The organism is Pseudomonas sp. SIMBA_068, assembly GCF_046534705.1.
GTDB lineage: Bacteria > Pseudomonadota > Gammaproteobacteria > Pseudomonadales > Pseudomonadaceae > Aquipseudomonas > Aquipseudomonas putida.
The window spans coordinates 378,904-401,729 of sequence record NZ_JAWRYI010000005.1; the positions used below are offsets into that span (position 1 = coordinate 378,904).

The 22,826-nt window shown below is 63.4% G+C and carries 20 protein-coding genes, 1 tRNA gene and 1 pseudogene; 17 read left to right on the top strand and 5 right to left on the bottom strand.

The annotated features are described in order from the left end of the window. Nucleotides 1–3 precede the first annotated feature (3 nt). Entirely contained in the window at nucleotides 4–1,026 is a 1,023-nt protein-coding gene (gene motB, locus SB756_RS15180; protein ID WP_341796913.1) for a flagellar motor protein MotB, read from the top strand. A gap of 112 nt (nucleotides 1,027–1,138) precedes the next feature. Here the strand turns inward: motB and rsgA are convergent, their stop codons facing one another. Continuing rightward, nucleotides 1,139–2,170, bottom strand: a complete 1,032-nt coding sequence (gene rsgA, locus SB756_RS15185; protein WP_341796912.1) for a small ribosomal subunit biogenesis GTPase RsgA — start codon at nucleotides 2,168–2,170, stop codon at nucleotides 1,139–1,141. A 152-nt stretch (nucleotides 2,171–2,322) separates the two neighbouring features. Between rsgA and orn the strand changes: the two genes are divergently transcribed. Continuing rightward, on the top strand, nucleotides 2,323–2,865 hold the full coding sequence (gene orn / locus SB756_RS15190) for an oligoribonuclease (RefSeq protein WP_043198134.1): 543 nt from the start codon (nucleotides 2,323–2,325) through the stop codon (nucleotides 2,863–2,865). Between the two features lie 91 nt (nucleotides 2,866–2,956). Beyond that, complete coding sequence (locus SB756_RS15195; protein WP_003249516.1) at nucleotides 2,957–3,568, top strand: trimeric intracellular cation channel family protein; 612 nt, start codon at nucleotides 2,957–2,959, stop codon at nucleotides 3,566–3,568. Between the two features lie 26 nt (nucleotides 3,569–3,594). On the opposite strand, the gene queG is transcribed toward SB756_RS15195, so the two are convergent. Then, on the bottom strand, nucleotides 3,595–4,659 hold the full coding sequence (gene queG, locus SB756_RS15200; RefSeq protein ID WP_410911047.1) for a tRNA epoxyqueuosine(34) reductase QueG: 1,065 nt from the start codon (nucleotides 4,657–4,659) through the stop codon (nucleotides 3,595–3,597). A gap of 65 nt (nucleotides 4,660–4,724) precedes the next feature. Between queG and SB756_RS15205 the strand changes: the two genes are divergently transcribed. From SB756_RS15205 to SB756_RS15270, 14 genes and pseudogenes are all read left to right on the top strand, one after another. After that, a complete protein-coding gene (locus tag SB756_RS15205; RefSeq protein ID WP_410911048.1) occupies nucleotides 4,725–5,585 on the top strand; it encodes an NAD(P)H-hydrate dehydratase in 861 nt (286 codons plus the stop codon). After that, the gene (gene tsaE / locus SB756_RS15210; RefSeq protein ID WP_016501886.1) at nucleotides 5,573–6,046 is read left to right on the top strand and encodes a tRNA (adenosine(37)-N6)-threonylcarbamoyltransferase complex ATPase subunit type 1 TsaE; all 474 of its coding nucleotides are present in this window, start codon (nucleotides 5,573–5,575) and stop codon (nucleotides 6,044–6,046) included. Before SB756_RS15205 ends, tsaE begins: the two co-directional genes overlap by 13 nt. An 11-nt stretch (nucleotides 6,047–6,057) precedes the next feature. Further along, nucleotides 6,058–7,488, top strand: coding sequence for an N-acetylmuramoyl-L-alanine amidase (locus tag SB756_RS15215; protein ID WP_341796909.1), 1,431 nt, complete (start codon nucleotides 6,058–6,060; stop codon nucleotides 7,486–7,488). Then, entirely contained in the window at nucleotides 7,485–9,383 is a 1,899-nt protein-coding gene (mutL, locus tag SB756_RS15220; RefSeq protein ID WP_410911049.1) for a DNA mismatch repair endonuclease MutL, read from the top strand. The genes SB756_RS15215 and mutL overlap by 4 nt, the downstream gene beginning before the upstream one ends. A 1-nt stretch (nucleotide 9,384) precedes the next feature. Continuing rightward, entirely contained in the window at nucleotides 9,385–10,356 is a 972-nt protein-coding gene (gene miaA / locus SB756_RS15225; protein WP_410911050.1) for a tRNA (adenosine(37)-N6)-dimethylallyltransferase MiaA, read from the top strand. Between the two features lie 94 nt (nucleotides 10,357–10,450). Then, the gene (gene hfq, locus SB756_RS15230) at nucleotides 10,451–10,711 is read left to right on the top strand and encodes an RNA chaperone Hfq (RefSeq protein ID WP_016489445.1); all 261 of its coding nucleotides are present in this window, start codon (nucleotides 10,451–10,453) and stop codon (nucleotides 10,709–10,711) included. 12 nt (nucleotides 10,712–10,723) lie between these two features. Then, nucleotides 10,724–12,025: a ribosome rescue GTPase HflX gene (gene hflX / locus SB756_RS15235; RefSeq protein WP_341796906.1), complete on the top strand. Its 1,302-nt coding sequence runs from the start codon at nucleotides 10,724–10,726 to the stop codon at nucleotides 12,023–12,025. Nucleotides 12,026–12,121: 96 nt separating this feature from the next. Continuing rightward, a complete protein-coding gene (hflK, locus tag SB756_RS15240) occupies nucleotides 12,122–13,303 on the top strand; it encodes an FtsH protease activity modulator HflK (RefSeq protein ID WP_016501881.1) in 1,182 nt (393 codons plus the stop codon). Next, nucleotides 13,303–14,172 carry a protease modulator HflC gene (hflC, locus tag SB756_RS15245; RefSeq protein WP_197898565.1) on the top strand — a complete coding sequence of 290 codons (870 nt, stop codon included), beginning with the start codon at nucleotides 13,303–13,305 and terminating at the stop codon, nucleotides 14,170–14,172. Before hflK ends, hflC begins: the two co-directional genes overlap by 1 nt. Nucleotides 14,173–14,473: 301 nt before the next feature. Continuing rightward, nucleotides 14,474–15,661, top strand: a complete 1,188-nt coding sequence (locus tag SB756_RS15250; protein ID WP_258909694.1) for an ATP phosphoribosyltransferase regulatory subunit — start codon at nucleotides 14,474–14,476, stop codon at nucleotides 15,659–15,661. A 56-nt stretch (nucleotides 15,662–15,717) separates the two neighbouring features. Next, nucleotides 15,718–17,010, top strand: coding sequence for an adenylosuccinate synthase (locus tag SB756_RS15255; protein WP_016489441.1), 1,293 nt, complete (start codon nucleotides 15,718–15,720; stop codon nucleotides 17,008–17,010). A 1,014-nt stretch (nucleotides 17,011–18,024) separates the two neighbouring features. Further along, nucleotides 18,025–18,237 (top strand): annotated as a pseudogene (locus SB756_RS15260) (methyl-accepting chemotaxis protein); the annotation flags it as partial. 201 nt (nucleotides 18,238–18,438) lie between these two features. Next, nucleotides 18,439–19,143, top strand: coding sequence for a methyl-accepting chemotaxis protein (locus SB756_RS15265; RefSeq protein ID WP_405045993.1), 705 nt, complete (start codon nucleotides 18,439–18,441; stop codon nucleotides 19,141–19,143). Nucleotides 19,144–19,241: 98 nt separating this feature from the next. Next, on the top strand, nucleotides 19,242–19,709 hold the full coding sequence (locus tag SB756_RS15270; protein ID WP_341796905.1) for a DUF2867 domain-containing protein: 468 nt from the start codon (nucleotides 19,242–19,244) through the stop codon (nucleotides 19,707–19,709). Nucleotides 19,710–19,810: 101 nt separating this feature from the next. On the opposite strand, the gene SB756_RS15275 is transcribed toward SB756_RS15270, so the two are convergent. From SB756_RS15275 to SB756_RS15285, 3 genes are all read right to left on the bottom strand, one after another. Further along, nucleotides 19,811–21,376 carry an ABC transporter permease gene (locus SB756_RS15275; RefSeq protein WP_410911051.1) on the bottom strand — a complete coding sequence of 522 codons (1,566 nt, stop codon included), beginning with the start codon at nucleotides 21,374–21,376 and terminating at the stop codon, nucleotides 19,811–19,813. Further along, complete coding sequence (locus SB756_RS15280; RefSeq protein ID WP_016501876.1) at nucleotides 21,376–22,389, bottom strand: extracellular solute-binding protein; 1,014 nt, start codon at nucleotides 22,387–22,389, stop codon at nucleotides 21,376–21,378. The genes SB756_RS15275 and SB756_RS15280 overlap by 1 nt, the downstream gene beginning before the upstream one ends. A gap of 185 nt (nucleotides 22,390–22,574) precedes the next feature. Beyond that, nucleotides 22,575–22,661: transfer RNA gene (locus SB756_RS15285), tRNA-Leu, on the bottom strand. Between the last annotated feature and the right edge of the window lie 165 nt (nucleotides 22,662–22,826).

Below are 22,826 nucleotides of genomic sequence, written 5' to 3' on the forward strand. Positions count from 1 at the left end.
GTCATGGAAAACAATCAGCCCATCATCGTAAAGCGCGTCAAGCGCTTTGGCGGCGGCCACCACGGCGGCGCCTGGAAAATCGCATTTGCCGACTTTGCTACGGCAATGATGGCGTTCTTCCTGGTGCTGTGGTTGATGTCCACGGCCACGCCGGAGCAGAAGATTGCCATTGCTGGTTACTTCAAGGACCCGATCGGCTTCTCGGAAAGCGGTACGCCTTATGTCATCGACCTGGGCGGCTCGCCTGAACTGGCGCCGGAGAAAACCATCAACCCGGAAGTGAAATCCGAGCCGATGCCCGAGAGCACGACCCAGCTGAGCAAGGACCAGGTCGAGACCATGGCCGAGCAGGTCGAGCGCGAGCGCCTGGAGTTGCTGCTGCAGGAACTGCAGAACAAGGTGGAAGAGAACCCGCAGCTGCAGAAGTTCAAGGACCAGATCCTGTTCGAAATTACCCAGGACGGGCTGCGCATCCAGATCATGGATGCCGAGAACCGGCCGATGTTCGACATCGGCAGTGCCCGCTTGCAGCCCTACTTTGAAGATATCCTGCTGGCCATGGCCGACACCATCAAGGCGGTGCCGAACAAGATCAGCATCAGCGGCCACACCGACGCCAAGCCGTATGCCGGCAGTGGTGAGTTCGGCAACTGGGAACTGTCGGCCAACCGTGCCAACGCGGCGCGCCGTGCGCTGGTGGCCGGTGGTTACCCGGACGGGCAGGTGGCGCGGGTGGTGGGTTACGCCTCGTCGTCGCTGTTCGACCGCAAGGACCCGTTCAACCCAGTCAACCGCCGTATCGATATCATCGTGCTGACCAAGAAGGCCCAGCGCAATATCGAGGGTGAGCAGGGCGCGCCGGAAGCGCCGGCCGGCGAGCCTGCTGCACCGCCGGCTAGCGGCCCTGTGCCTGGGGCTGCCGCACCGGAAGCGGAGCAAGCACCGATGCAACCGCGTGAGCTGCGCCAGAAGCTGAACATCTTTGAAGATGGCACGCTGAAGATGGATGAGGCCAAGGAGCAGTAAGCGGCTTTTGTGTTAATTGCAGGAATTCGCTATTCCTGTGGGAGCAGGCATGCCCGCTCCCACAGGGGGGCGGCGCGCTCACGGTCTTGGTCGTCTGCGCAACCTTGCCCTATCAGTAGCTGTCTTCGCTCAGGCTGGCGATGATCGAGCGGTAGCTGTTCATGCGTTGCGGCTTGATGCGCCCCTCGTCCAGTGCCTTGAGCAGCGCGCAGCCCGGTTCGCGGTCATGCTTGCAGTCGCGGAAGCGGCAGGTGCCAAACAGGTCGCGGAACTCGATGAAGCCATCTTCCACGTCGTCGCGGCTGACATGGCCGAGGCCGAACTCGCGGATGCCCGGCGAGTCGATCAGGTCGCCGCCGTTAGGGAAGTGGTACAGCCGCGCCGTGGTAGTGGTGTGGGTACCTTGGCCAGACCATTCCGACAGGTCGCCGACACGGGTGCCGGCATCTGGCAGCAGGCTGTTGACCAGCGACGACTTGCCCACCCCCGACTGGCCGACGAACACACTGATGTGGCCGTCGAGTTGCTGTTGCAGGCGCTGCATGCCGTCACCCTGGTGTGCCGATACTTCCAGCAGCGGGTAGCCCAGTTCACGGTAGACCTCCAGCAGCGCATGCAGGCCGGGGCCATTCTCGTCGTTGATCAGGTCGGCCTTGTTCAGCAGCAGCAGCGGGCGCAGGCCAGCGTGCTCGGCAGCTACCAGGTAGCGGTCGATCAGGTTCGGGTGCGGCTCGGGAGCAGGGGCGAACACAATCACGATCAGGTCGACGTTGGCGGCCACCGGCTTGAGTTGACCGTGGTTGTTCGGCCGGCACAGCTCGGTGCTGCGCGGCATCTGCGCCACGATTACGCCGATGCCCTGGTTACCCGCACGCCACACGACACGGTCGCCAGTGACCAGCGCCGGCAGGTTGGCGCGCAAATGGCAGCGGAACACCTGGCCTGCGGTTTCGCCATCCTGGGCTTCAACTTCTACCTGCACGCCAAAGTGCGCGATCACCAGGCCCAGTTGCTCTGGCCCCAGGTCGCCGCCTTCCAGTTCCTGCAGCGCATGCTGCTCGCGTTTGGCGGCGCGAGCGGCGCGCTCGCCCTGGATTTTTTCGATCCGCCAGTTCTGGCGGCGATTGAGCTGGCGTTTGGCCATGAAGGTACCGTGTGGAAGGCCCGGGCAGGGCATTGAAAACGGCTGGCAGTTTAGCACGCCAGGCGCTGGACCATGGCGCTTACCTTTGAAGCGGTGAATGGGCGTGCTTTTGGCCACTAGGCTAATATGACGGCCTATATGAGGAGCCCTGCATGCAAAACCCACAGAACCTGATCTGGATCGACCTGGAAATGACCGGCCTGGATCCGGACAGCGATGTCATCATCGAGATGGCCACCATCGTCACCGACAGCGAGCTGAACACCCTGGCGGAAGGGCCGGTGATCGCCATCCACCACAGTGACGAAGTGCTGGCGCGCATGGACGAATGGAACACCCGCACCCACGGTGCTTCGGGCCTGACCCAGCGCGTGCGCGAGAGCAAGGTCAGCATGGCTGAAGCCGAGGCGCAGACCATCGCCTTCCTCGAGCAGTGGGTGCCGAAAGGCAAGTCGCCAATCTGCGGCAACAGCATCTGCCAGGACCGCCGCTTCCTCTATCGCCACATGCGCAATCTGGAAAACTACTTCCACTACCGCAACCTGGATGTCTCCACCCTGAAAGAGCTGGCCGCGCGCTGGGCGCCGGACGTGCGTGACAGCTTCAAGAAGGGCAACACCCACCTGGCGCTGGACGATATCCGCGAATCGATCGCCGAACTGCGCCACTACCGCGAGCATTTCATCAAGGTGTGAGCCGAAAAGGCGCAGATATTGTATCTGCGCCCCCTTTTGGTGCCCTGGGCAACTGGTTAGACTGCGCGCCTTTCTCGCACGGACCCGCGCCATGTTGTTGATGCTCTACCTCATCGCTATCACCGCCGAAGCCATGACCGGCGCGTTGTCTGCCGGGCGCCGCGGCATGGACTGGTTTGGCGTGGTGCTGATCGCCTGCGTCACCGCGCTGGGTGGCGGTTCGGTGCGCGACGTGCTGCTCGGGCATTACCCGCTGACCTGGGTGAAGCACCCGGAGTACCTGGTGCTGACCAGCTTTGCGGCGTTGCTGACCATTTTCATTGCCCCGATGATGCGCCGCCTGCGCTCGCTGTTCCTGGTGCTCGATGCCCTGGGGCTGGTGGCCTTTACCCTGATCGGCTGCATGACCGCGCTGGAGATGGGGCAGGGCATGCTGGTGGCGTCGATCAGTGGGGTGATCACCGGGGTATTTGGCGGGATCTTGCGGGATATCTTCTGCAACGACATTCCACTGGTGTTCCGCCGCGAGCTGTATGCCAGCGTGTCGTTTGCGGCGGCATGGTTCTACCTGGGGTGCGTGTATTTCAAGGTGCCGGCAGAGCAGGCGATGCTGCTGACCTTGTTTGGCGGGTTCCTGGTGCGGTTGCTGGCGATCCGCTTCCACTGGGAAATGCCCAAGTTCCACTACAACGACCAGCAGTGACACATGGGGCCGCAAAGCGGCCCCCGTTATTGAATGCCGTGACGGGCCAATGCCCACTCCACATGCTCGCGCACCAGTTCTGATTCATCCTCGCGCCGGGCCTTCAGCGCCTCGATCACAGGAATGGTGGAAGGGGCGTTGCCCAACCCCACCGCCAGGTTGCGCAAGAATCGCTCATACCCCGCCCGCCGCAACGGCCCGCCCTCAGTCTTGCGCAGGAAGGTGCGCTCATCCCACAGGAACATCTGCGCCAACTCGGCATTCTCCAGCCCGTGCCGCGGCTGGAAGTCCTGTTCCTGGCTGTGCTTGGCAAAGCGGTTCCACGGGCAGACGATCTGGCAGTCATCGCAGCCGAACACCCGGTTGCCCATCTTTGCGCGCAACTCGACAGGGATCGCGCCTCTCAGCTCGATGGTCAGGTACGAGATGCAACGCCGCGCATCCAGCACATAGGGCCCGACAAACGCCTGGGTCGGGCAGATGTCCAGGCAGGCCTGGCAGCGCCCGCAGTGCTCGCTGGTAGTCGCTTCGTCCACCGGTAGCGGCAAATCGACAAACAGCTCTGCAAGGAAGAAGTAACTGCCCGCCTTGCGGTTGAGCAGCAGGGTGTTCTTGCCGATCCAGCCCAACCCGGCCTGTTCGGCCAGGGCCTTCTCCAGTACCGGCGCGCTGTCGACGAATGCGCGGTAGCCGAACGGGCCGATGGCTTCCTGGATGCGGTCGGCCAGGAATTGCACGCGCTTGCGCACCAGCTTGTGGTAGTCCCGGCCCAGTGCATAGCGCGATATGTAGGCCTTTTCCGGCTGTGCCAGGCGCTGCGCCATCTGTGTGTCGCCGGGCAGGTAGTCCATGCGCAGCGAGACCACCCGCACCGTGCCGGGAATCAGTTGGTCGGGGTGCGAGCGCTTGCTGCCGTGCGCGCCCAGGTACTCCATTTCGCCCTGGTAGCCGGCATCGAGCCAGCGCTGCAGGTGGTGTTCGTGTTCGCCAAGGTCGACCCCGGCGATGCCGACATGGGCAAAACCGAGTTCCTGGCCCCAAATCTTGATCGATTGGGCCAGTTGGGCGAGGTCAGGTGTGCAGCTGGACATGGATGGGCAAGGCAATACGGGCTCAGGTGCGTATAATTCTGCCAGACATTGGAGCCTTTGACCCCATGCCGCAGACCAAACACCCCAGCCATGCCCCGCAATCGCTCAGCAGCGTGACCGTCGCGCACCTGCCGACGCGGCCTGTGCATGCCCATAAAGGCGACTTCGGCCATGTGCTGGTGGTCGGTGGCGATCTGGGCACAGGCGGCGCTGTGCTGTTGAGCGCTGAAGCCGCCCTGCGCTGCGGCGCCGGGCTGGTCAGCGTGGCGACGCGAAATGAGCATGTGAGCGCGAGCCTGGCCCGTCTGCCCGAAACCATGTGCCTGGGCGTCAGCTCGGCCAACCAGTTGATGGGCGTGCTGGAGCGCGCCTCGGTGCTGGTGGTGGGCCCGGGGTTGGGGCAGGCGGCGTGGGGGCGTAGCCTGCTCTCGGCAGTGGCCAACGCCGAACAGCCGCAGGTGTGGGACGCCGATGCCCTGAATTTGCTGGCGCGTACCCCTCTGGCCCTGCCCAGTGGCAGCATCCTCACCCCGCATCCGGGGGAGGCGGCGCGGCTGCTGGGTATTTCCACCGAAGCGGTACAGGCCGACCGCCAGGGCGCTGCGCGCAAGCTGGCGCGCCGTTACAACAGCGTTTGCGTGCTCAAGGGCGCCGGCACCCTGGTGGCCGACCCGGCCGGGCAACTGATGCTGTGCGAACGAGGCCACCCGGCCATGGCCGGGGCCGGCTTTGGCGATGTGCTGACCGGTGTGCTGGCGGCGTTGTTGGCCCAAGGGCTGGATGCCTGGCAGGCCGCTGGCCTGGGGGTGTGGTTGCATGCCTGTGCAGGCGAGCGGCTGGGTGTAAAAGGTAGAGGCTTGGCGGCCAGTGATCTGGCGCCGGTCATTCGTGAGTTACTGGAGGAGCATTCTGCGTGTCTGGCATAACCCTGTTTCTGGCCGATGAAGACGCCACGGTCAAGTTTGGCGCAGCACTGGCCGAGGTGACCGGCGGTCGCGGCGTGATCTTTCTTGAGGGCGACCTGGGTGCGGGCAAGACTACGCTTTCCCGAGGGCTGATCCGTGGCCTGGGCCATACAGGTGCAGTGAAAAGCCCGACCTTCACCGTGGTCGAACCCTACGAAATCGGTGAGGTGCGAGCCTTCCATTTCGACCTGTATCGCCTGGTCGATCCGGAGGAGCTGGAGTTCATGGGGATTCGTGACTATTTCGAGGGCGACCCGCTGTGCCTGTTCGAGTGGCCACAAAAGGGTGCGGGCGTTTTGCCAAAGCCTGACCTGACCATTACCATAAGCCCCCAAGCGGGCGGACGCTCGCTGATCCTTTCGCCGCAGGGGGCTCGCGGCGAGGCCTGGTGCATGGCACTGGCCAAACACTATAAACAGTAAGTGGGGTAGGTATGCGCATACGCGCACTGGTCGCCATCGTTGGGCTGCTGCTGACAACGGTGACCGTTGAGGCTCTGGCCGTCACTCAAGTCAAGAGCGTGCGCCTGTGGCGCGCGCCAGACAACACGCGGCTGGTCTTCGACCTGTCTGGCCCCGTGCAGCACAGCGTCTTCACCTTGAGCGCGCCTGATCGCCTGGTTATCGACATCAATGGCGCGACACTGGCCGCGCCATTGAACGTGGCCACCTCCAACACGCCGATCACTAGCGTGCGTTCGGCTCAGCGCACCCCGACCGACCTGCGGGTGGTGGTCGACCTGAAAAAGTCGGTCACCCCGAAAAGCTTCACGCTGGCGCCGAACGCCCAGTACGGCAATCGCCTGGTGGTCGACCTGTACGACCAGGAAGCCGATGCCATTGCGGCCAGCGCGCCACCGCCGGCACCGGCGCCGGTACAGACGCCGGCGACCACACCAGCGGTGCCGGTATCCCCGGCCCAGCCCGCCATCAAGTTGCCGCCGGTACCTAGCGGTAAGCGTGAAATCGTGGTGGCCATCGATGCCGGCCACGGTGGCGAAGACCCGGGTGCGTCCGGTTCGCGCGGCCAGCATGAAAAAGACATCGTGCTGCAGATTGCCAAAGAGCTTCAGCGCCAGATCAACAGCGAAAGGGGCTTCCGTGCCGAACTGACCCGTACGGGCGACTATTTCATTCCGCTGCGCAAACGCACCGAAATCGCCCGCAAGAAGGGTGCCGACCTGTTCATCTCGATCCACGCCGACGCCGCGCCGTCGCGGGCTGCATTTGGTGCTTCGGTGTTCGCCTTGTCTGACCGCGGCGCCACCTCCGAGACCGCGCGCTGGCTGGCAGACACGGAAAACCGTTCCGACCTGATCGGCGGTGCCGGCAACGTCAGCCTCGATGACAAGGACCGCATGCTGGCCGGCGTGCTGCTGGACCTGTCGATGACCGCCACGCTCAGCTCCAGCCTCAACGTGGGGCAGAAGGTGCTGGGCAACATGGGCCGTGTCACCTCGCTGCACAAGCAGCGTGTGGAGCAGGCTGGCTTCATGGTGCTGAAGTCGCCGGATATCCCGTCGATCCTCGTTGAAACCGGGTTCATCTCGAATAACAACGAAGCTGCCAAGCTGGCCACCGCCAGCCATCAGCAGGCCTTGGCCCGTTCGATTCATACCGGTGTGCGTCAGTACTTCCAGCAGAACCCGCCGCCGGGTACCTATATCGCCTGGCTGCGTGATACCGGCAAGATTGCCGCCGGCCCGCGTGAGCACACGGTGCGCCCTGGCGAAACCCTGGCGATGCTCGCCGTGCGCTACCAGGTCAGCGTGGCCAGCCTGCGCAGCACCAACAGCCTCAAGACGGATGAACTGAAGGTCGGCCAGCGCCTCGACATCCCTGCTACCACATTGGCCGCGCAATGAGTGGCGGTTCGCGCATCCAGCTGCTCAGCCCGCGGCTGGCCAACCAGATTGCCGCCGGCGAGGTAGTCGAGCGGCCCGCCTCCGTCGCCAAGGAGCTGTTGGAAAACAGCCTGGACTCCGGCGCCCGACGCATCGACGTGGACGTCGAGCAGGGCGGCGTCAAGTTGCTCAAGGTACGGGACGATGGCAGTGGTATTTCTGCTGACGACCTGCCGCTGGCCTTGGCCCGCCACGCCACCAGCAAGATTCGTGAGCTTGAAGACCTTGAAGGGGTATTGAGCCTGGGTTTCCGTGGCGAGGCCCTGGCATCGATCAGCTCGGTGGCGCGCCTGACCCTGACTTCGCGTACCGCCAGTGCCAGCGAGGCCTGGCAGGTCGAAACCGAAGGCCGTGACATGACCCCGCGCGTGCAGCCGGCGGCGCACCCGGTGGGTACTTCGGTAGAAGTCCGCGACCTGTTCTTCAATACCCCGGCGCGGCGCAAATTCCTGAAGGCCGAGAAAACCGAATTCGACCACCTGCAGGAAGTCATCCGCCGGCTGGCGCTGGCGCGTTTCGACGTCGGCTTCCACCTGCGCCACAACGGCAAGAGCGTCCTCAGCCTGCACGAGGCCCATGACGAAACTGCCCGGGCGCGGCGGGTGGGCGCCATCTGCGGCCCGGGCTTCATGGAGCAGGCGCTGCCGATCGACGTCGAGCGTAACGGCCTGCGCCTGTGGGGCTGGGTCGGCCTGCCGACCTTCTCGCGCAGCCAGGCAGACCTGCAGTACTTCTTTGTCAATGGCCGTGCGGTGCGCGACAAGCTGGTCGCCCACGCTGTGCGCCAGGCTTACCGTGACGTGCTGTTCAATGGCCGGCACCCGACATTCGTGCTGTTCCTGGAGCTGGAGCCCAACGGCGTTGACGTCAATGTGCACCCGACCAAGCACGAAGTGCGCTTCCGCGAGGGGCGCTCGGTGCACGATTTCCTGTATGGCACGCTGCACCGCGCGCTGGCTGATGTGCGCCCGGAAGACCATTTGGCCGCGCCTGCCACAGTACCTGAGATCGTCCGCCCTACTGGCCAGCAGGCTGGTGAATTCGGCCCGCAGGGCGAAATGCGCCTGGCCTCGCCGGTGCTTGAACGGCCCCAGGCGCCGCAGCATGCGATTTCCAATGGCGGCAGTGGCGCCGGTTACCAGTATCAATACACCCCGCGCCCCTCGCAGCCCGTGCCGGCCGCGGAGGCGCAGGCGGTGTATCGCGAGTTCTACAAACCGCTGGAAGACGGAGCGGCACCGGTAACCACGCTGCCCGAAAGCCAGGGTGACATTCCCCCGTTGGGCTACGCACTGGCGCAGCTCAAGGGTATCTACATCCTGGCCGAGAACGCCGTTGGCCTGGTGCTTGTGGACATGCACGCTGCCCACGAGCGCATCATGTACGAGCGCCTCAAGGTGGCCATGGCCAGCGAAGGCCTTAGCGGCCAGCCGCTGCTGGTGCCCGAAACCCTGGCCCTGAGCCAGCGTGAAGCTGATTGCGCCGAAGAGCATGCGCAGTGGTTCCAACGCCTGGGCTTCGAACTGCAGCGCCTGGGCCCCGAGACCTTGGCGATTCGCCAGATTCCGGCCTTGCTCAAGCAGGCCGAGGCCAACCGCCTGGTTCAGGATGTGCTCGCCGACCTGATGGAGTACGGCACCAGCGACCGTATCCAGGCCCACCTCAATGAACTGCTCGGCACCATGGCCTGCCACGGCGCCGTGCGTGCCAACCGGCGCCTGGCGATCCCCGAAATGAATGCCCTGCTGCGCGACATGGAAAACACCGAACGCAGTGGCCAGTGCAACCATGGCCGTCCCACCTGGACCCAGATGGGCCTGGACGATCTGGACAAACTTTTCCTGCGCGGTCGATGAAATGAGCGGCAAGCCCCCTGCAATATTCCTGATGGGCCCGACGGCGGCCGGCAAGACCGACCTGGCCATCGAGCTGACCAAAGTGCTGCCGTGCGAGCTGATAAGCGTCGACTCGGCGCTGGTCTATCGCGGCATGGACATCGGTTCGGCCAAGCCGTCAAAAGAAATTCTGGCCGCCCACCCGCACCGCCTGATCGACATCCGCGACCCGGCCGAGAGCTATTCGGCCGCGCAATTTCGCGCCGATGCCCTGGAGGCCATGGCCGACATCACCGCGCGCGGGAAGATCCCGCTGCTGGTGGGCGGCACCATGCTCTATTACAAGGCGTTGATCGATGGCCTGGCCGACATGCCGGCAGCTGACGCTGCGGTGCGAGCCGACCTGGAAGCCCAGGCCCAGGCGTTGGGGCTGGCCGAACTGCACCGCCAGTTGGCCGAGATCGACCCTGAATCGGCGGCGCGCATCCACCCCAACGACCCGCAGCGGTTAATTCGCGCGCTGGAGGTGTACCGGGTGAGCGGCGAGAGCATGACGGCTCATCGCCAGCGTCAATTCGCGGAAAGTCGCGGCGCAGACGCAGGCGCTGGCGGACATTTGCCCTATACTGTCGCGAGTTTGGCGATTGCTCCTACAGATCGTCACATTTTGCATCAGCGAATTGCGTTACGATTTTCGCAGATGTTGGAACAGGGCTTCGTTGACGAGGTCCGATCGCTGCGAGCCAGAAGTGACTTGCACGCCGGGCTGCCGTCTATACGGGCTGTGGGTTATCGGCAGGTCTGGGATTACCTGGACGGCACGCTGACTGAGAATGAGATGCGAGAACGCGGTATCATCGCTACCCGGCAGCTGGCCAAGCGGCAGTTCACCTGGTTGCGTGGCTGGCCTGATGTGCACTGGCTTGACAGCATGGCCTGCGACAATCTGTCCCGCACCTTGAAATACCTTGGGGCCATCTCCATATTGAGCTGAGTCCCTGCTGATTGCCGTCTATTCTTGCGAAGGGGCGGCCTAATTTATCGATTTTCTTGATTTTCTATTATTTATCCTTACAGGAGTGCGGCATATGTCAAAAGGGCATTCGCTACAAGACCCTTACTTGAACACCTTGAGAAAAGAAAAGGTTCCGGTATCCATCTACCTGGTCAACGGCATCAAACTGCAGGGCTCGATCGAATCGTTCGACCAGTTCGTTGTACTGCTGAAGAACACCGTCAGCCAAATGGTCTACAAGCACGCCATTTCGACTGTGGTACCTGCCCGTCCGGTTCGCCTGCCAAGCCCGTCCGATTCCGACCTCGGCGACAGCGAGCCAGGCAACGCCTGATAGGAGCCTGCATTGTTCTTTGAGCGCCACGGTGGTGGTGAACGGGCGTTGCTCGTTCACTTGGAAGGTCAGAACCCTGAGGCGCGCGAAGATCCGCAGGAGTTTCGGGAGCTGGCACTGTCGGCCGGGGCGGACATCGTCTCGCTGGTGACCGTGACACGGCATCAGCCAACGGCTAAATACCTGATTGGCAGCGGCAAGGTCGAGGAATTGCACGACCTGGTCCATGCCGAACAGGTAGACCTTGTGATTTTCAATCACACCCTTACGCCCAGTCAGGAGCGCAACCTTGAACGTGTGTTCGAGTGCCGTGTGCTCGATCGTACCGGGCTGATCCTCGATATTTTCGCCCAACGGGCGCGTACCCATGAAGGCAAGCTGCAGGTCGAACTGGCCCAGCTTGATCACATGAGCACGCGGCTGGTGCGCGGCTGGACCCACCTTGAGCGACAAAAAGGCGGTATTGGCCTGCGTGGCCCGGGTGAAACCCAGCTCGAAACCGACCGCCGCCTGTTGCGGGTGCGCATTCGCCAGATCAAGTCACGACTGGAGAAGGTACGCAGCCAGCGTGAGCAGGCGCGTCGCGGGCGCAAGCGCGCGGATATCCCTTCTGTGTCGCTGGTGGGTTACACCAACGCCGGCAAGTCCACGCTGTTCAACGCGCTCACCGAATCCGAGGTGTACGCCGCGGACCAGCTGTTCGCCACCCTCGACCCGACCCTGCGCCGGCTCGAGCTCAACGACCTGGGGCCGATCGTGCTGGCTGACACCGTGGGCTTCATTCGTCACCTGCCGCACAAGCTGGTCGAGGCATTTCGGGCTACGCTCGAAGAGTCGAGCAACTCCGACCTGCTGCTGCACGTGATCGACGCCCATGAGCCAGAGCGCATGGAACAGATCGAGCAGGTGCTGGCCGTGTTGGGCGAGATTGGCGCTGAAGGCTTGCCCATCCTCGAGGTGTATAACAAACTCGACCTGCTCGAAGATGTCGAGCCGCAGATCCAGCGCAATGCCGATGGCAAGCCGGAACGGGTCTGGGTATCGGCACGCGATGGGCGTGGTCTGGAGCTGGTTGGCCAGGCGATTGCCGAGTTGCTGGGGGATGATCTGTTTGTCGGTACCCTGTGCCTGGAGCAGCATTTTGCACGCTTGCGCGCGCAATTCTTTGCTCTGGGTGCCGTGCAGAGTGAAGAGCATGATGAAGAAGGGCGCAGCCTGCTAAGCGTGCGACTGCCCAGGGTCGAATTGAATCGCCTGGTCAGCCGCGAAGGCATGGAGCCGCAAGTGTTTGTCGAGCAACACACTTTGCAATAAATGCTCGTCGAGGTCGCCGGGCAGCAGTGACAGGCATTCTGTAGCATTGGACGGCGCGCCGTGGGCGCGTCTTTGCTTTATCAGATGGAGAGCGCTATGGCTTGGAACGAGCCGGGTGGCAACTCGAACAATCAGGATCCCTGGGGCGGCCGCCGTGGTGGCGGTGGCGGTGGTGGTGACAAGAAAGGTCCGCCGGATCTGGACGAGGCCTTCCGCAAACTGCAGGACAGCCTGAACGGCATGTTCGGCGGTAACAAGAAACGTGGCGGCGGTGACCGCAATGTCGGCAAGGGCGGTGGCCTGGGCCTGCTGGGCATCGGCCTGGCGGTACTGGCTGCCATCTGGCTGTACAGTGCCGTGTACGTGGTCGACGAGCAGGAGCAGGCTGTGGTGCTGCGCTTCGGCAAGTATCATGAAACGGTCGGTCCCGGCCTGAACATCTACTTCCCGCCGATTGATCGCAAGTACATGGAAAACGTCACGCGTGAGCGTGCCTATACCAAACAGGGCCAGATGCTGACCGAAGACGAGAACATCGTCGAGGTGCCGCTGACCGTCCAGTACAAGATCAGCAACCTGCAGGACTTCGTGCTTAACGTCGACCAGCCTGAGGTAAGCCTGCAGCACGCGACCGACAGTGCCCTGCGCCACGTGGTGGGTTCCACCTCGATGGACCAGGTACTGACCGAAGGCCGTGAGCAGATGGCCGTGGATATCCGCGAACGCCTGCAGCGCTTCCTCGACAACTACCGTACCGGTATCACCGTTACCCAGGTCAACGTACAGAGCGCGGCAGCCCCGCGTGAAGTGCAGGAAGCCTTCGACGACGTGATCCGTGCCCGCGAAGACGAGCAGCGTGCCCGCAACCAGGCCGAGTCCTACGCCAATGGCGTGGTGCCGGAAGCCCGTGGTCAGGCCCAGCGCATCATCGAGGACGCCAACGGTTATCGCGACGAAGTCATCGCCCGGGCCAAGGGTGAGGCCGACCGCTTCACCAAGCTGGTCACCGAGTACCACAAGGCACCTGACGTGACCCGTCAGCGTCTGTACCTGGAGACCATGCAAGAGGTCTACAGCAATTCGAGCAAGGTCATGGTGGCGACCAAGGACGGGCAGAACAACCTGCTCTACCTGCCACTGGACAAGATGGTCGAAGGCAGCCGCAACCCGTCCACGCCAACCACCAGCGTGTCGCCATCGGTCAACGATGCGGCCGCCCGTGCGGCGCAGGACCTGCAACAGCAACAGCAGCCGCTGCGTACTAGGGAGAGCCGCTGATGAGCAATAGATCGCTGATCGCCCTGATCGCCGCCGTCGTTCTGGCCATCGTGGCCTGGAACAGCTTCTATATCGTGTCCCAGACAGAGCGTGCGGTACTGCTGCGCTTCGGTAAGGTGGTCCAGGCAGATGTCCAGCCAGGCCTGCACGTGAAGATTCCGTATGTGAACCAGGTGCGCAAGTTCGACGCCCGCCTCATGACCCTCGACGCCCCGACCCAGCGGTTCCTGACCCTGGAGAAGAAAGCGGTGATGGTCGACGCCTACGCCAAGTGGCGCGTCAAGGATGCCGAGCGCTTCTACACCGCCACGTCCGGCATGAAGCAGATCGCCGACGAGCGTCTGTCGCGTCGTCTGGAAAGCGGCCTGCGCGACCAGTTCGGTAAACGTACCCTGCACGAGGTGGTTTCCGGTGAACGTGACGCACTGATGGCTGACATCACTGCATCGCTGAACCGCATGGCCAACAAGGAGCTGGGCATCGAGGTGGTCGACGTGCGCGTCAAGGCCATCGACCTGCCGAAGGAAGTCAACCGCAGTGTGTTCGACCGTATGAGCACCGAGCGTGAGCGTGAAGCTCGCGAGCACCGTGCCAAGGGTAACGAGCTGGCTGAAGGTATTCGTGCCGATGCTGACCGCCAGCGCCGTGTGCTGCTGGCCGAGGCCTACCGCGAAGCAGAAGAAACCCGTGGTGACGGCGACGCCCAGGCGGCTGCCATCTATGCCAAGGCCTACAGCCAGGACGCTGATTTCTATGCGTTCCACCGTAGCCTGCAGGCATACCGCGAGAGCTTCTCGAGCAAAAGCGACGTGCTGGTTCTGGACCCGAAGAACGAGTTCTTCCGTTACCTGGACAAGAGCAGGCCGTGATGCTCAGGCCCTGATTTTCATGCAGGGGCGCCCCGCCGGGCAGCTAAAACACCAGGCGGGGTGCATCCTGAATGAAAAGGGGTGTATGATGAGGCAGCCGGGAAATTTCCCGGCTTTTTTGCGTCTGAAAGGTTGATTGGCAAAGCGCCAGTTGACGGTTTGGTCAGCTCGCAAGGCAATTCGAGGGTATCGGGTACGGTGGCTGCGCTGGGATCAGTGCTGCCCGCTGCTGTGCGCGATACCGGCTTTACTGACGGCTCGCCTGCTGGCAAGCCGCCCGGACCAGAGGGGAAAAGGCGTAATGGCAACGGTAGACCGCTGGCTGCTGCCAGATGGCATCGAGGAAGTACTGCCACCTGAGGCTGCGCGCATCGAGATCGCGCGCCGTCAGGTGTTGGACCTGTTCCAGAGTTGGGGCTACGAGCTGGTCGTCACCCCGCATATCGAGTACCTGGAGTCGCTGCTCACCGGCGCCGGCCAGGACCTGGATCAGCGCACCTTCAAGGTAGTGGACCCGCAGTCCGGCCGCCTGATGGGCTTCCGCGCCGACTTCACCCCGCAGGTGGCGCGCATCGACGCCCACACCCTGCGCCGTGAAGGCCCGAGCCGCCTGTGCTACGCCGGCAGCGTGCTGCACGCCCAGCCGCGTGCACTGTCCACCTCGCGCAGCCCGATCCAGCTGGGCGCCGAGCTGTATGGCGATGCCAGCCCGACCAGCGACGTGGAAGTCATCAGCCTGATGCTGGCCACGCTGCAACTGGCCGATGTGCCGGACGTACACATGGACCTGGGCCACGTCGGTATCTACCGCGGCCTGGCCCGTGCTGCCGGCCTGTCCGGTGCGGTCGAGCAACAGCTGTTCGACGCCCTGCAGCGCAAGGCCGTCGATGAAGTGCAGGCACTGACCGCCGACCTGCCGAAGGACCTGGGCAACATGCTGCGCGCACTGGTCGAACTGTGCGGTGGCCGTGAAGTGCTGGCCGAAGCCCGGGTGCGTCTGGGTCGTGCTCCGGCCGGCGTGCTGGCAGCGCTGGACGACCTGCTGTCGATCGCCGATCGCCTGACGTCGCGCTTCCCGGACCTGCCGCTGTACTTCGACCTCGGCGAGCTGCGCGGCTACAACTATCACACCGGCGTGGTGTTCGCCGTGTTCGTACCGGGCGAGGGTCAATCGATCGCCCAGGGCGGGCGCTACGACGACATCGGCGCCGACTTTGGCCGGGCACGTCCGGCCACCGGTTTCTCCACGGATTTGAAGACCCTGGTCACACTGGGGCGAGCGGAGGTCGTATTGCCAACGGGCGGCATCTGGATGCCGGACAGTGGCGACGCGGCCCTCTGGCAGCAAGTCTGCCAGTTGCGCAACGAGGGCCAGCGTGTGGTCCAGGCCCTGCCTGGCCAGCCGTTGAGTGCTGCTCTCGAGGCGGATTGTGATCGGCAATTGATTCAGCAAGACGGGCGCTGGCAGGTTCTGCCGCTGGCCCAGTGAGTTTCTGCGTCGGCAACAGGCCGGCAACCAAGTTTGCGTGAATGAGGACCAATGTAATGGGTAAGAATGTCGTCGTCCTGGGCACCCAGTGGGGTGATGAGGGCAAAGGCAAGATCGTCGATCTGCTGACCGAACATGCTGCCGCCGTAGTGCGCTACCAGGGTGGCCACAACGCGGGTCACACCCTGGTGATCAACGGTGAAAAGACCGTTCTGCACCTGATTCCGTCCGGCATCCTGCGTGAAGGCGTACAGTGCCTGATCGGCAACGGCGTGGTCGTTGCCCCGGACGCCCTGATGCGCGAAATCACCAAGCTGGAAGAAAAAGGCGTACCGGTGCGCGAGCGCCTGCGCATTTCCCCGGCTGCGCCGCTGATCCTGTCGTACCACGTGGCGCTGGACCAGGCCCGCGAAAAAGCCCGTGGCGAAGCCAAGATCGGCACCACCGGCCGTGGTATCGGCCCAGCCTACGAAGACAAGGTCGCGCGCCGCGGCCTGCGTGTGGGCGACCTGTTCCACCGCGAGCGTTTCGCTGCCAAGCTGGGTGAGCTGCTGGACTACCACAACTTCCAGCTGGTGAACTACTACAAAGAGCCGGCCATCGACTTCCAGCAAACCCTGGACGAGTGCATGGCCTACGCTGAACAGCTCAAGCCGATGATGCTCGACGTCACCGCCGAGCTGCACAACCTGCGTCGCGCCGGCAAGGACATCATGTTCGAAGGTGCCCAGGGCTCGCTGCTGGACATCGACCACGGTACCTACCCGTACGTCACCAGCTCCAACACCACTGCTGGCGGTATCTCCACCGGTTCCGGCGTTGGCCCGATGTACCTGGACTACATCCTGGGCATCACCAAGGCCTACACCACTCGCGTGGGTTCCGGTCCGTTCCCGACCGAACTGTTCGACGAGACCGGCGCTACCCTGGCCAAGCGTGGCCACGAGTTCGGCTCCACCACTGGCCGTGCCCGTCGTTGCGGCTGGTTCGATGCCGTCATCCTGCGTCGCGCCATCGACGTCAACAGCATTTCGGGCATCTGCCTGACCAAGCTGGACGTGCTGGACGGCCTGGAAACCATCAACATCTGCGTTGGCTACAAGAACGAGAACGGTGCTGTCATCGACGCGCCTTCCGATGCCGACAGCTACATCGGCCTGGAGCCGGTGTACGAAGAGATGCCAGGCTGGAGCGAGTCGACCCTGGGTGCAAAAACCCTGGAAGAGCTGCCGCAAGCTGCGCGTGACTACATCAAGCGCATCGAAGAGCTGGTCGGCGCGCCGATCGACATCATCTCGACCGGCCCGGACCGCAACGAGACCATCGTGCTGCGTCACCCGTTCGCCTGATCCGCCCTCCAGGCTGATCTGACGCCGTGGCCCTGAAAAGGGCCGCGGCGTTTTCATTCGTGGGGTACACCAGTACCGGCCAATCCACCTTGCTGAACCATGGCGTTTATCCCTGCTGCCTCCGGCACAACCCTTGCTGTAAGAAGTTTCTGAAGATGCCATCAAAATAGTGGCGCCAGAAAACACGAGGGTTACACCGTGTCTGCCATCCTCTCACTGTTACGAAGCCGCCTTTTGCGGCCTGTGTTTGTTGCCCTTGGTATCGCTCTTTTGGTGCAGGTGCTGGTTGCCGTTGCGCTCACCCGAAGCACGGTCACCGCCCTGGAGGCCGACCTTGGCGAACGCCTGGGTAACGACAGCCGCCAGCTGGCCAATGACCTGGAGCAAGCCGGGCAAGATGTGCGCTCGGGCCTCGACGGCCTGTCCAGCAGCACCCGCCAGCGCCTGAGCGCCGGGTTGTCGGAGCGCCTGCAAAGCGAACAGCAGCAACTGCGCAGCACCCTGGAAAAGAACCTGAAGGACTCCGCCAACGACATGGCCGAGCTGCTGGCTTCGGTTGCCCCGCGGGCGATCTGGGACAACGATGTGCCGGTGCTCTCCGACTTTGCCCGGCGTGCCCAGCGCAACCCCAATGTGCTGTTCGTGGTGTACGACGATGCCCAGGGCCAGCACCTGACCCGTTACCTGAACCGGCAAAACCCGATCAACCAGGCTTTGATGGACAAGGGCCAGGGCGAGCGTGCGCTGGACAAGGTGATCAATGCCGCCCGACACGACCCGGCGGTGTACTTTGTCGAAGCTTCGATCAACCCCAATGGCGCAGAAATCGGCAAGGTGGTGATGGGGGTTTCCACGGCGGGCATCGACCAGGAGCTCAAGGCCCTGGACCAGCGCTTCGCGGCGCTGATTGCCAGCGGTGAGCAACTGGTTGGCGACAGCCTGGTGGGTGCCGCAGCCGACAGCGGCAAAACCCTGCGTGAGCGCCTGGAGAAGGCGCAAGGCAGTGCTGCAGCGATGCAGGCCAATACCGCACAGACTGTGCGCGATGCCGCTGCCGAACTGCGCTGGCGCATTGGCCTGGGCCTGGTGCTGGTCGGCCTGGGTGTGCTGCTGGTGGTGGCCGTGGTGCTTGGCCGCCGAGTGCTGAGCAAGCTGCGCCTGCTGATTGCTGCCCTGGACGACCTGGCGGCGGGCGAAGGCGACCTGACCAAGCGCGTGCCGCTCGACAGCCGCGACGAAATTGGCGACATGGCTTCGGCGGTGAACCGCTTTGTCGACAAGCTGCAACCGATCGTACGTGAGGCGGGCGAGGTGGCGCAGCGTACCGGTGTCGAGATTGGCGCGATGGCCCAGCGTAATGCCGGCGCTGATGCGGCTGCGGCACTGCAACGTGATGAAGTGGCAGCCAGCCTGCGCGACCTTTCGAGCATGGCCGACGAAGCTCAGGCCGAAAGCCACGCGATGCAGGCGGCCTTGAAACAGGTGGTGGATATCCGCCAGGCCACCGACGAAAACAGCCGCACCTCGACCCAGCTCGCGGGGTTGATCGAGAACCTGGCAGGCCAGGTAGAGACCGGCTCACAGGTGATCGAGCGTCTGGCCAAGCAGAGTGAGCAGATCGAAGTGGTGTTGACGGTGATCCACGGCATTGCCGAGCAGACCAACCTGCTGGCGCTGAACGCGGCCATCGAAGCCGCCCGGGCAGGTGAGACCGGGCGCGGGTTTGCCGTGGTGGCCGATGAGGTGCGAGCGCTGGCGAGCAAGACGCAGAGCTCCACGGGGGATATCCAGTCGCACATCGCGGCGCTGCAGAAGGGCGCCAAGGAAGCCGTGGCGACCATCAGCCAGGCCGGGCTCAAGGCCAGCGAAGGGCTGCTGGTACTGCGTGATAACGAGCGCCGGCAGCAGTCGGTGCAGGCGGCGGTGGAGCAGGTGCATGCGGCCATTGGGCTAGCCACCCGCGCAGCTGAGCAGCAAGCGAGCGGGGCGCAGGCCGTGCGGGGGCGGGTGGAGACTATCCATGCCCAGGCTGAGCGCTCGGCCGAAGTGGTGATGCAGACCACGGCCAGCAGCAAGGTGCTGGATGACCTCGCCGCGCAGCTACGGGCAAGCCTTGGCCAATTCCGCGCCTGACGCGGTCCCTGTAGGAGCGGCCTTGCGTCGCGATGGGCCGCTCCTACAGTGGGAGGTGTTGCTATGATGGCGGCGACACATGGCAAAGGGAGTTGTTCATGTCCGCCCAACTGGTCGCCGCTCCGGCTGAACTGGATTTTCTTCATAGCGATGGCATTTGCGTCACCGCACCAATGACCGCCATCCAGGCCTACTGCGCCATGACCTCGGACGTTCCGGGCTGGCTGGCCATGGCCTTTCGCCTGCGCGACTTCATCTCGCGCCGGTTCAACGTTGCCACTATCCACGGTTTTTCATCGCGCAGCCCTGAGCGGGTTCCGGCAGTGGGTGAGCTACTGGATTTCTTTACCGTCGAGGGAATCAGCGACCAGCAACTGGTCCTGACGTCGCGTGACACGCACCTGGCGGTGATGGTGAGCATGGATCTGGATGAAGCAGAGCAGGGCCGGCAACGCTTGAATGTGACCACCTCGGTGCAGTGCTCCAATCGTTTCGGCCGCCTCTACATGCTGCCCGTCGGCAAGGCTCATGGGCCAATCGTTCGCCGGATGCTGCGTAACATCTGATGGCCTCATCGCCGGCAAGCCAGCTCCCACAGGTACTGCACAGGCCTTGCGGGCGGCGCGGTACCTGTGGGAGCTGGCTTGCCGGATGAAGGCGACGCGGGTCAAGCTTTGTTCAGGTACATCCGCGTCGTCAGCAGATAAACCGGCAACCCCGACACTACGATCAGCAATGCCGCATAAGGCGCCGCTGCCGCGAACTCGACGTTGGCTGTATGCGCCCACACCTCGGTGGCCAGTGTGGTCATGCCCGTGGGGCTGAGCAGTAGCGTGGCAGTCAGTTCCTTCATGGCATCCAGGAACACCAGCGCAAAAGCCGCCGCCATGGCCGGGAAGATGATCGGCAGGGTCACCCGGCAGAACGCGGTAAAGCTGCTCGCGCCCAGGGTGCGTGCAGCTTCCTCAAGCGTTGGCGAGGCCTTGTTCAGCGCGGTGCGCACCGGCGACTGGGCCAGCGGCAGGAACAGCAGCGCATAAGCCAGCAGCAGCAGTGCCGTGGTCTGGTACAGCGCCGGCACGTAGTGCAGAGCGAAGAACACCAACGTCAGGGCAATCACCAGGCCGGGCAGGGCGTGCAGGAGGTAGGGCAGACGCTCAGCCCAAATCGCCAGGCGACCCTTGTAGCGCACCACCAAGAAGCTGATCGGCAGGGCCAGCAGCACGCAGAAGCCAGCACCGCCAAGCGACACCGACAACGAAGTGAACAGTGCCTTGGAGATGGCCGCGACCGGGAACGCTGCTGACGACCCCACGCTCAGCCAGTAGCCGAGCATGGCCAGCGGAATACCGCTGCCCAGCACCGCCAGGCCCACGCAAAACAGCTGTGCCAGCACCGCCCAGCCACGCAGCCGCACCGGTTGCGCACGCCGCGCTACGCCCTGGCCGATGCGCACATGGCGGGCTTTGCCGCGTACGCGCAGTTCCAGCCACAGCATCACCAGGCACATCGCCAGCAACACGGCAGACAGCATGGCAGCGTTGGCGTTGCTGAACTCCAGTTCGAACTGTTGGTAGATGGCGGTGGTGAAGGTTTGCAGGCCGAGGATCGACAAGGCGCCGAACTCCACCAGCATGTGCAGGGCAATCAGCAGCGCGCCGCCGAGCATCGACGGCCACAGCAGCGGCAGGGTGACCTTGCTGAACACGCCCCAGCGGCTGCAACCGAGGGTGCGCGCCGACTCCTCCAGCGAGGTGTCGAGGTTGCGCAGGGTTGCGGCAACGGGCAGGAACACCAACGGGTATTTGGACAGGGCCATGACCATGATCGCCCCGCAGAGGCCTTCGAAGTCCGAACTCAACGATACCCAGGTGAAGCTGCTGACGAACGACGGCACTGCGAACGGCAGGCATAGCACCACGCCCCACAGCCGGCGGCCGGCCAGGTTGCTGCGCTCCAGCAGCCAGGCCAGCGCCAGGCCCACCACCATGCAGGTCAGCGTCACCCCGACCATCAGCAACAGGGTGTTGCGCATCAGCCCCCAGACAAAGGGACGCCACAGCAGGTGCAAGGCCTCGCGCCAGCCGGCTTCCCAGGCTTTGATGGCGACATAGGCCAGTGGCAGCAGGCTCATCGCCACCAGGAACAGCACAGGTAGCACCACCCAGATGGAGGGGCGCTTGCGGCGCGGTACGAAGCGCACCGGCGCCGGTGCGGACAGGGCGGCAGTCATCAGAGCAGACCGACCTCGCGTTCAAGCTCGATGGCTTCTTCGGCGTTACCCAGGTCGGCCGGCGAGATCTTCGGCGGGCGCAGCTCATCGAACGGCTTCAGGCCACGGTCAGAAACCATGCCCTTGTGCAGCGGGTACTCGGCGGTGGTCTGGGTGATCACGCGCTGGCCTTCTTCGCTGGCCATCCAGTTGAGCAGGGCCTGGGCTTCTTTCGGGTGCTTGCTGGCCTTGACCACGGCCGCGCCGGAGATGGTGACCAGGTTGCCGGCATCGCCGTCGGCCAGGTAGTAGAGTTTGGTGTCCAGCTTGCCGCGTTCGCGTTCAAGCGCGTACCAGTAGTAGTTGTTCACCAGTACCGCAGCCACTTCGCCTTTTTCCACGGCTTTGAGGGCGACCATGTTGTTGGTGTAGGTCTTGCCGAAGGCTTTCAGGCCGGTCAGCCATTCTTCGGTGGCTTCTCGACCGTGCATTTTCAGGATGGCCACGGCCTGCTCCTGGAACGCACCACTGGTGGGTACATAGCCGACGCGGCCTTCCCACTCGGGGTTGGCGAAGTCCATCACCGTGGTTGGCAGGTCTTTTTCGTCGACCTTTTTCGGGTTGTACACCACGATGCGGGTACGGGCCGTGATGCCCATCCAGGTGCCGTTGGCGCCAACGTACTCCTTGGGCACCATGTTCGAGGTGGCGTCGTCGATCTTCGCCAGCAGGCCCAGCTCGCCCAGGTTGTTCAGGGGCGGGGACTCTTCGGTGTAGATGATGTCGGCCGGCGACCGGTCGCCTTCTTCGATGATCTGGCTGGCCAGCTGGTTGCTGCTGCCCTTGCGAATGTCGATGTGAATACCGGTCTTGGCCTCGTAGGCCTTGGCGATGGCTTCGCCGATTTCCTTGTGCTGACCGTTGTACATGGTCAGGGTGACCGGTGCGTCTGCCATGGCGGCCGGAGCGCCGATGACCAGGCTCAGCACGGCGGCGGCCAAGGTGCGCATCAGCGGTTGCGGGCGGATCGTCATGCGGGTACTTCCTCGCTTACGGCTACATATTTGGAAACAATGGTAAACGAAATTGTTTCTCAAGTGGCCGTATGACGAGAAATTCATGGGCAGACCATGGTGTAGGCACTGGGAGCGCGCGGGAAGGGCGGGGGCAAAAAACGCAGGCAAGAAAAAACCCACTAGCAAGCTAGTGGGTTTTTGTATGGTGCCCAGGAGAAGACTCGAACTTCCACGACCTTGCGGTCACTGATACCTGAAACCAGCGCGTCTACCAATTCCGCCACCTGGGCAAAGCTTTACATCATCTGTAGAAGGCGACTATCGTTCGCTTTCACACAGTAGTAACAGATCCTTGGTCATCTGTTACTTGAAAATATTTGGTGCCCAGGAGAAGACTCGAACTTCCACGACCTTGCGGTCACTGATACCTGAAACCAGCGCGTCTACCAATTCCG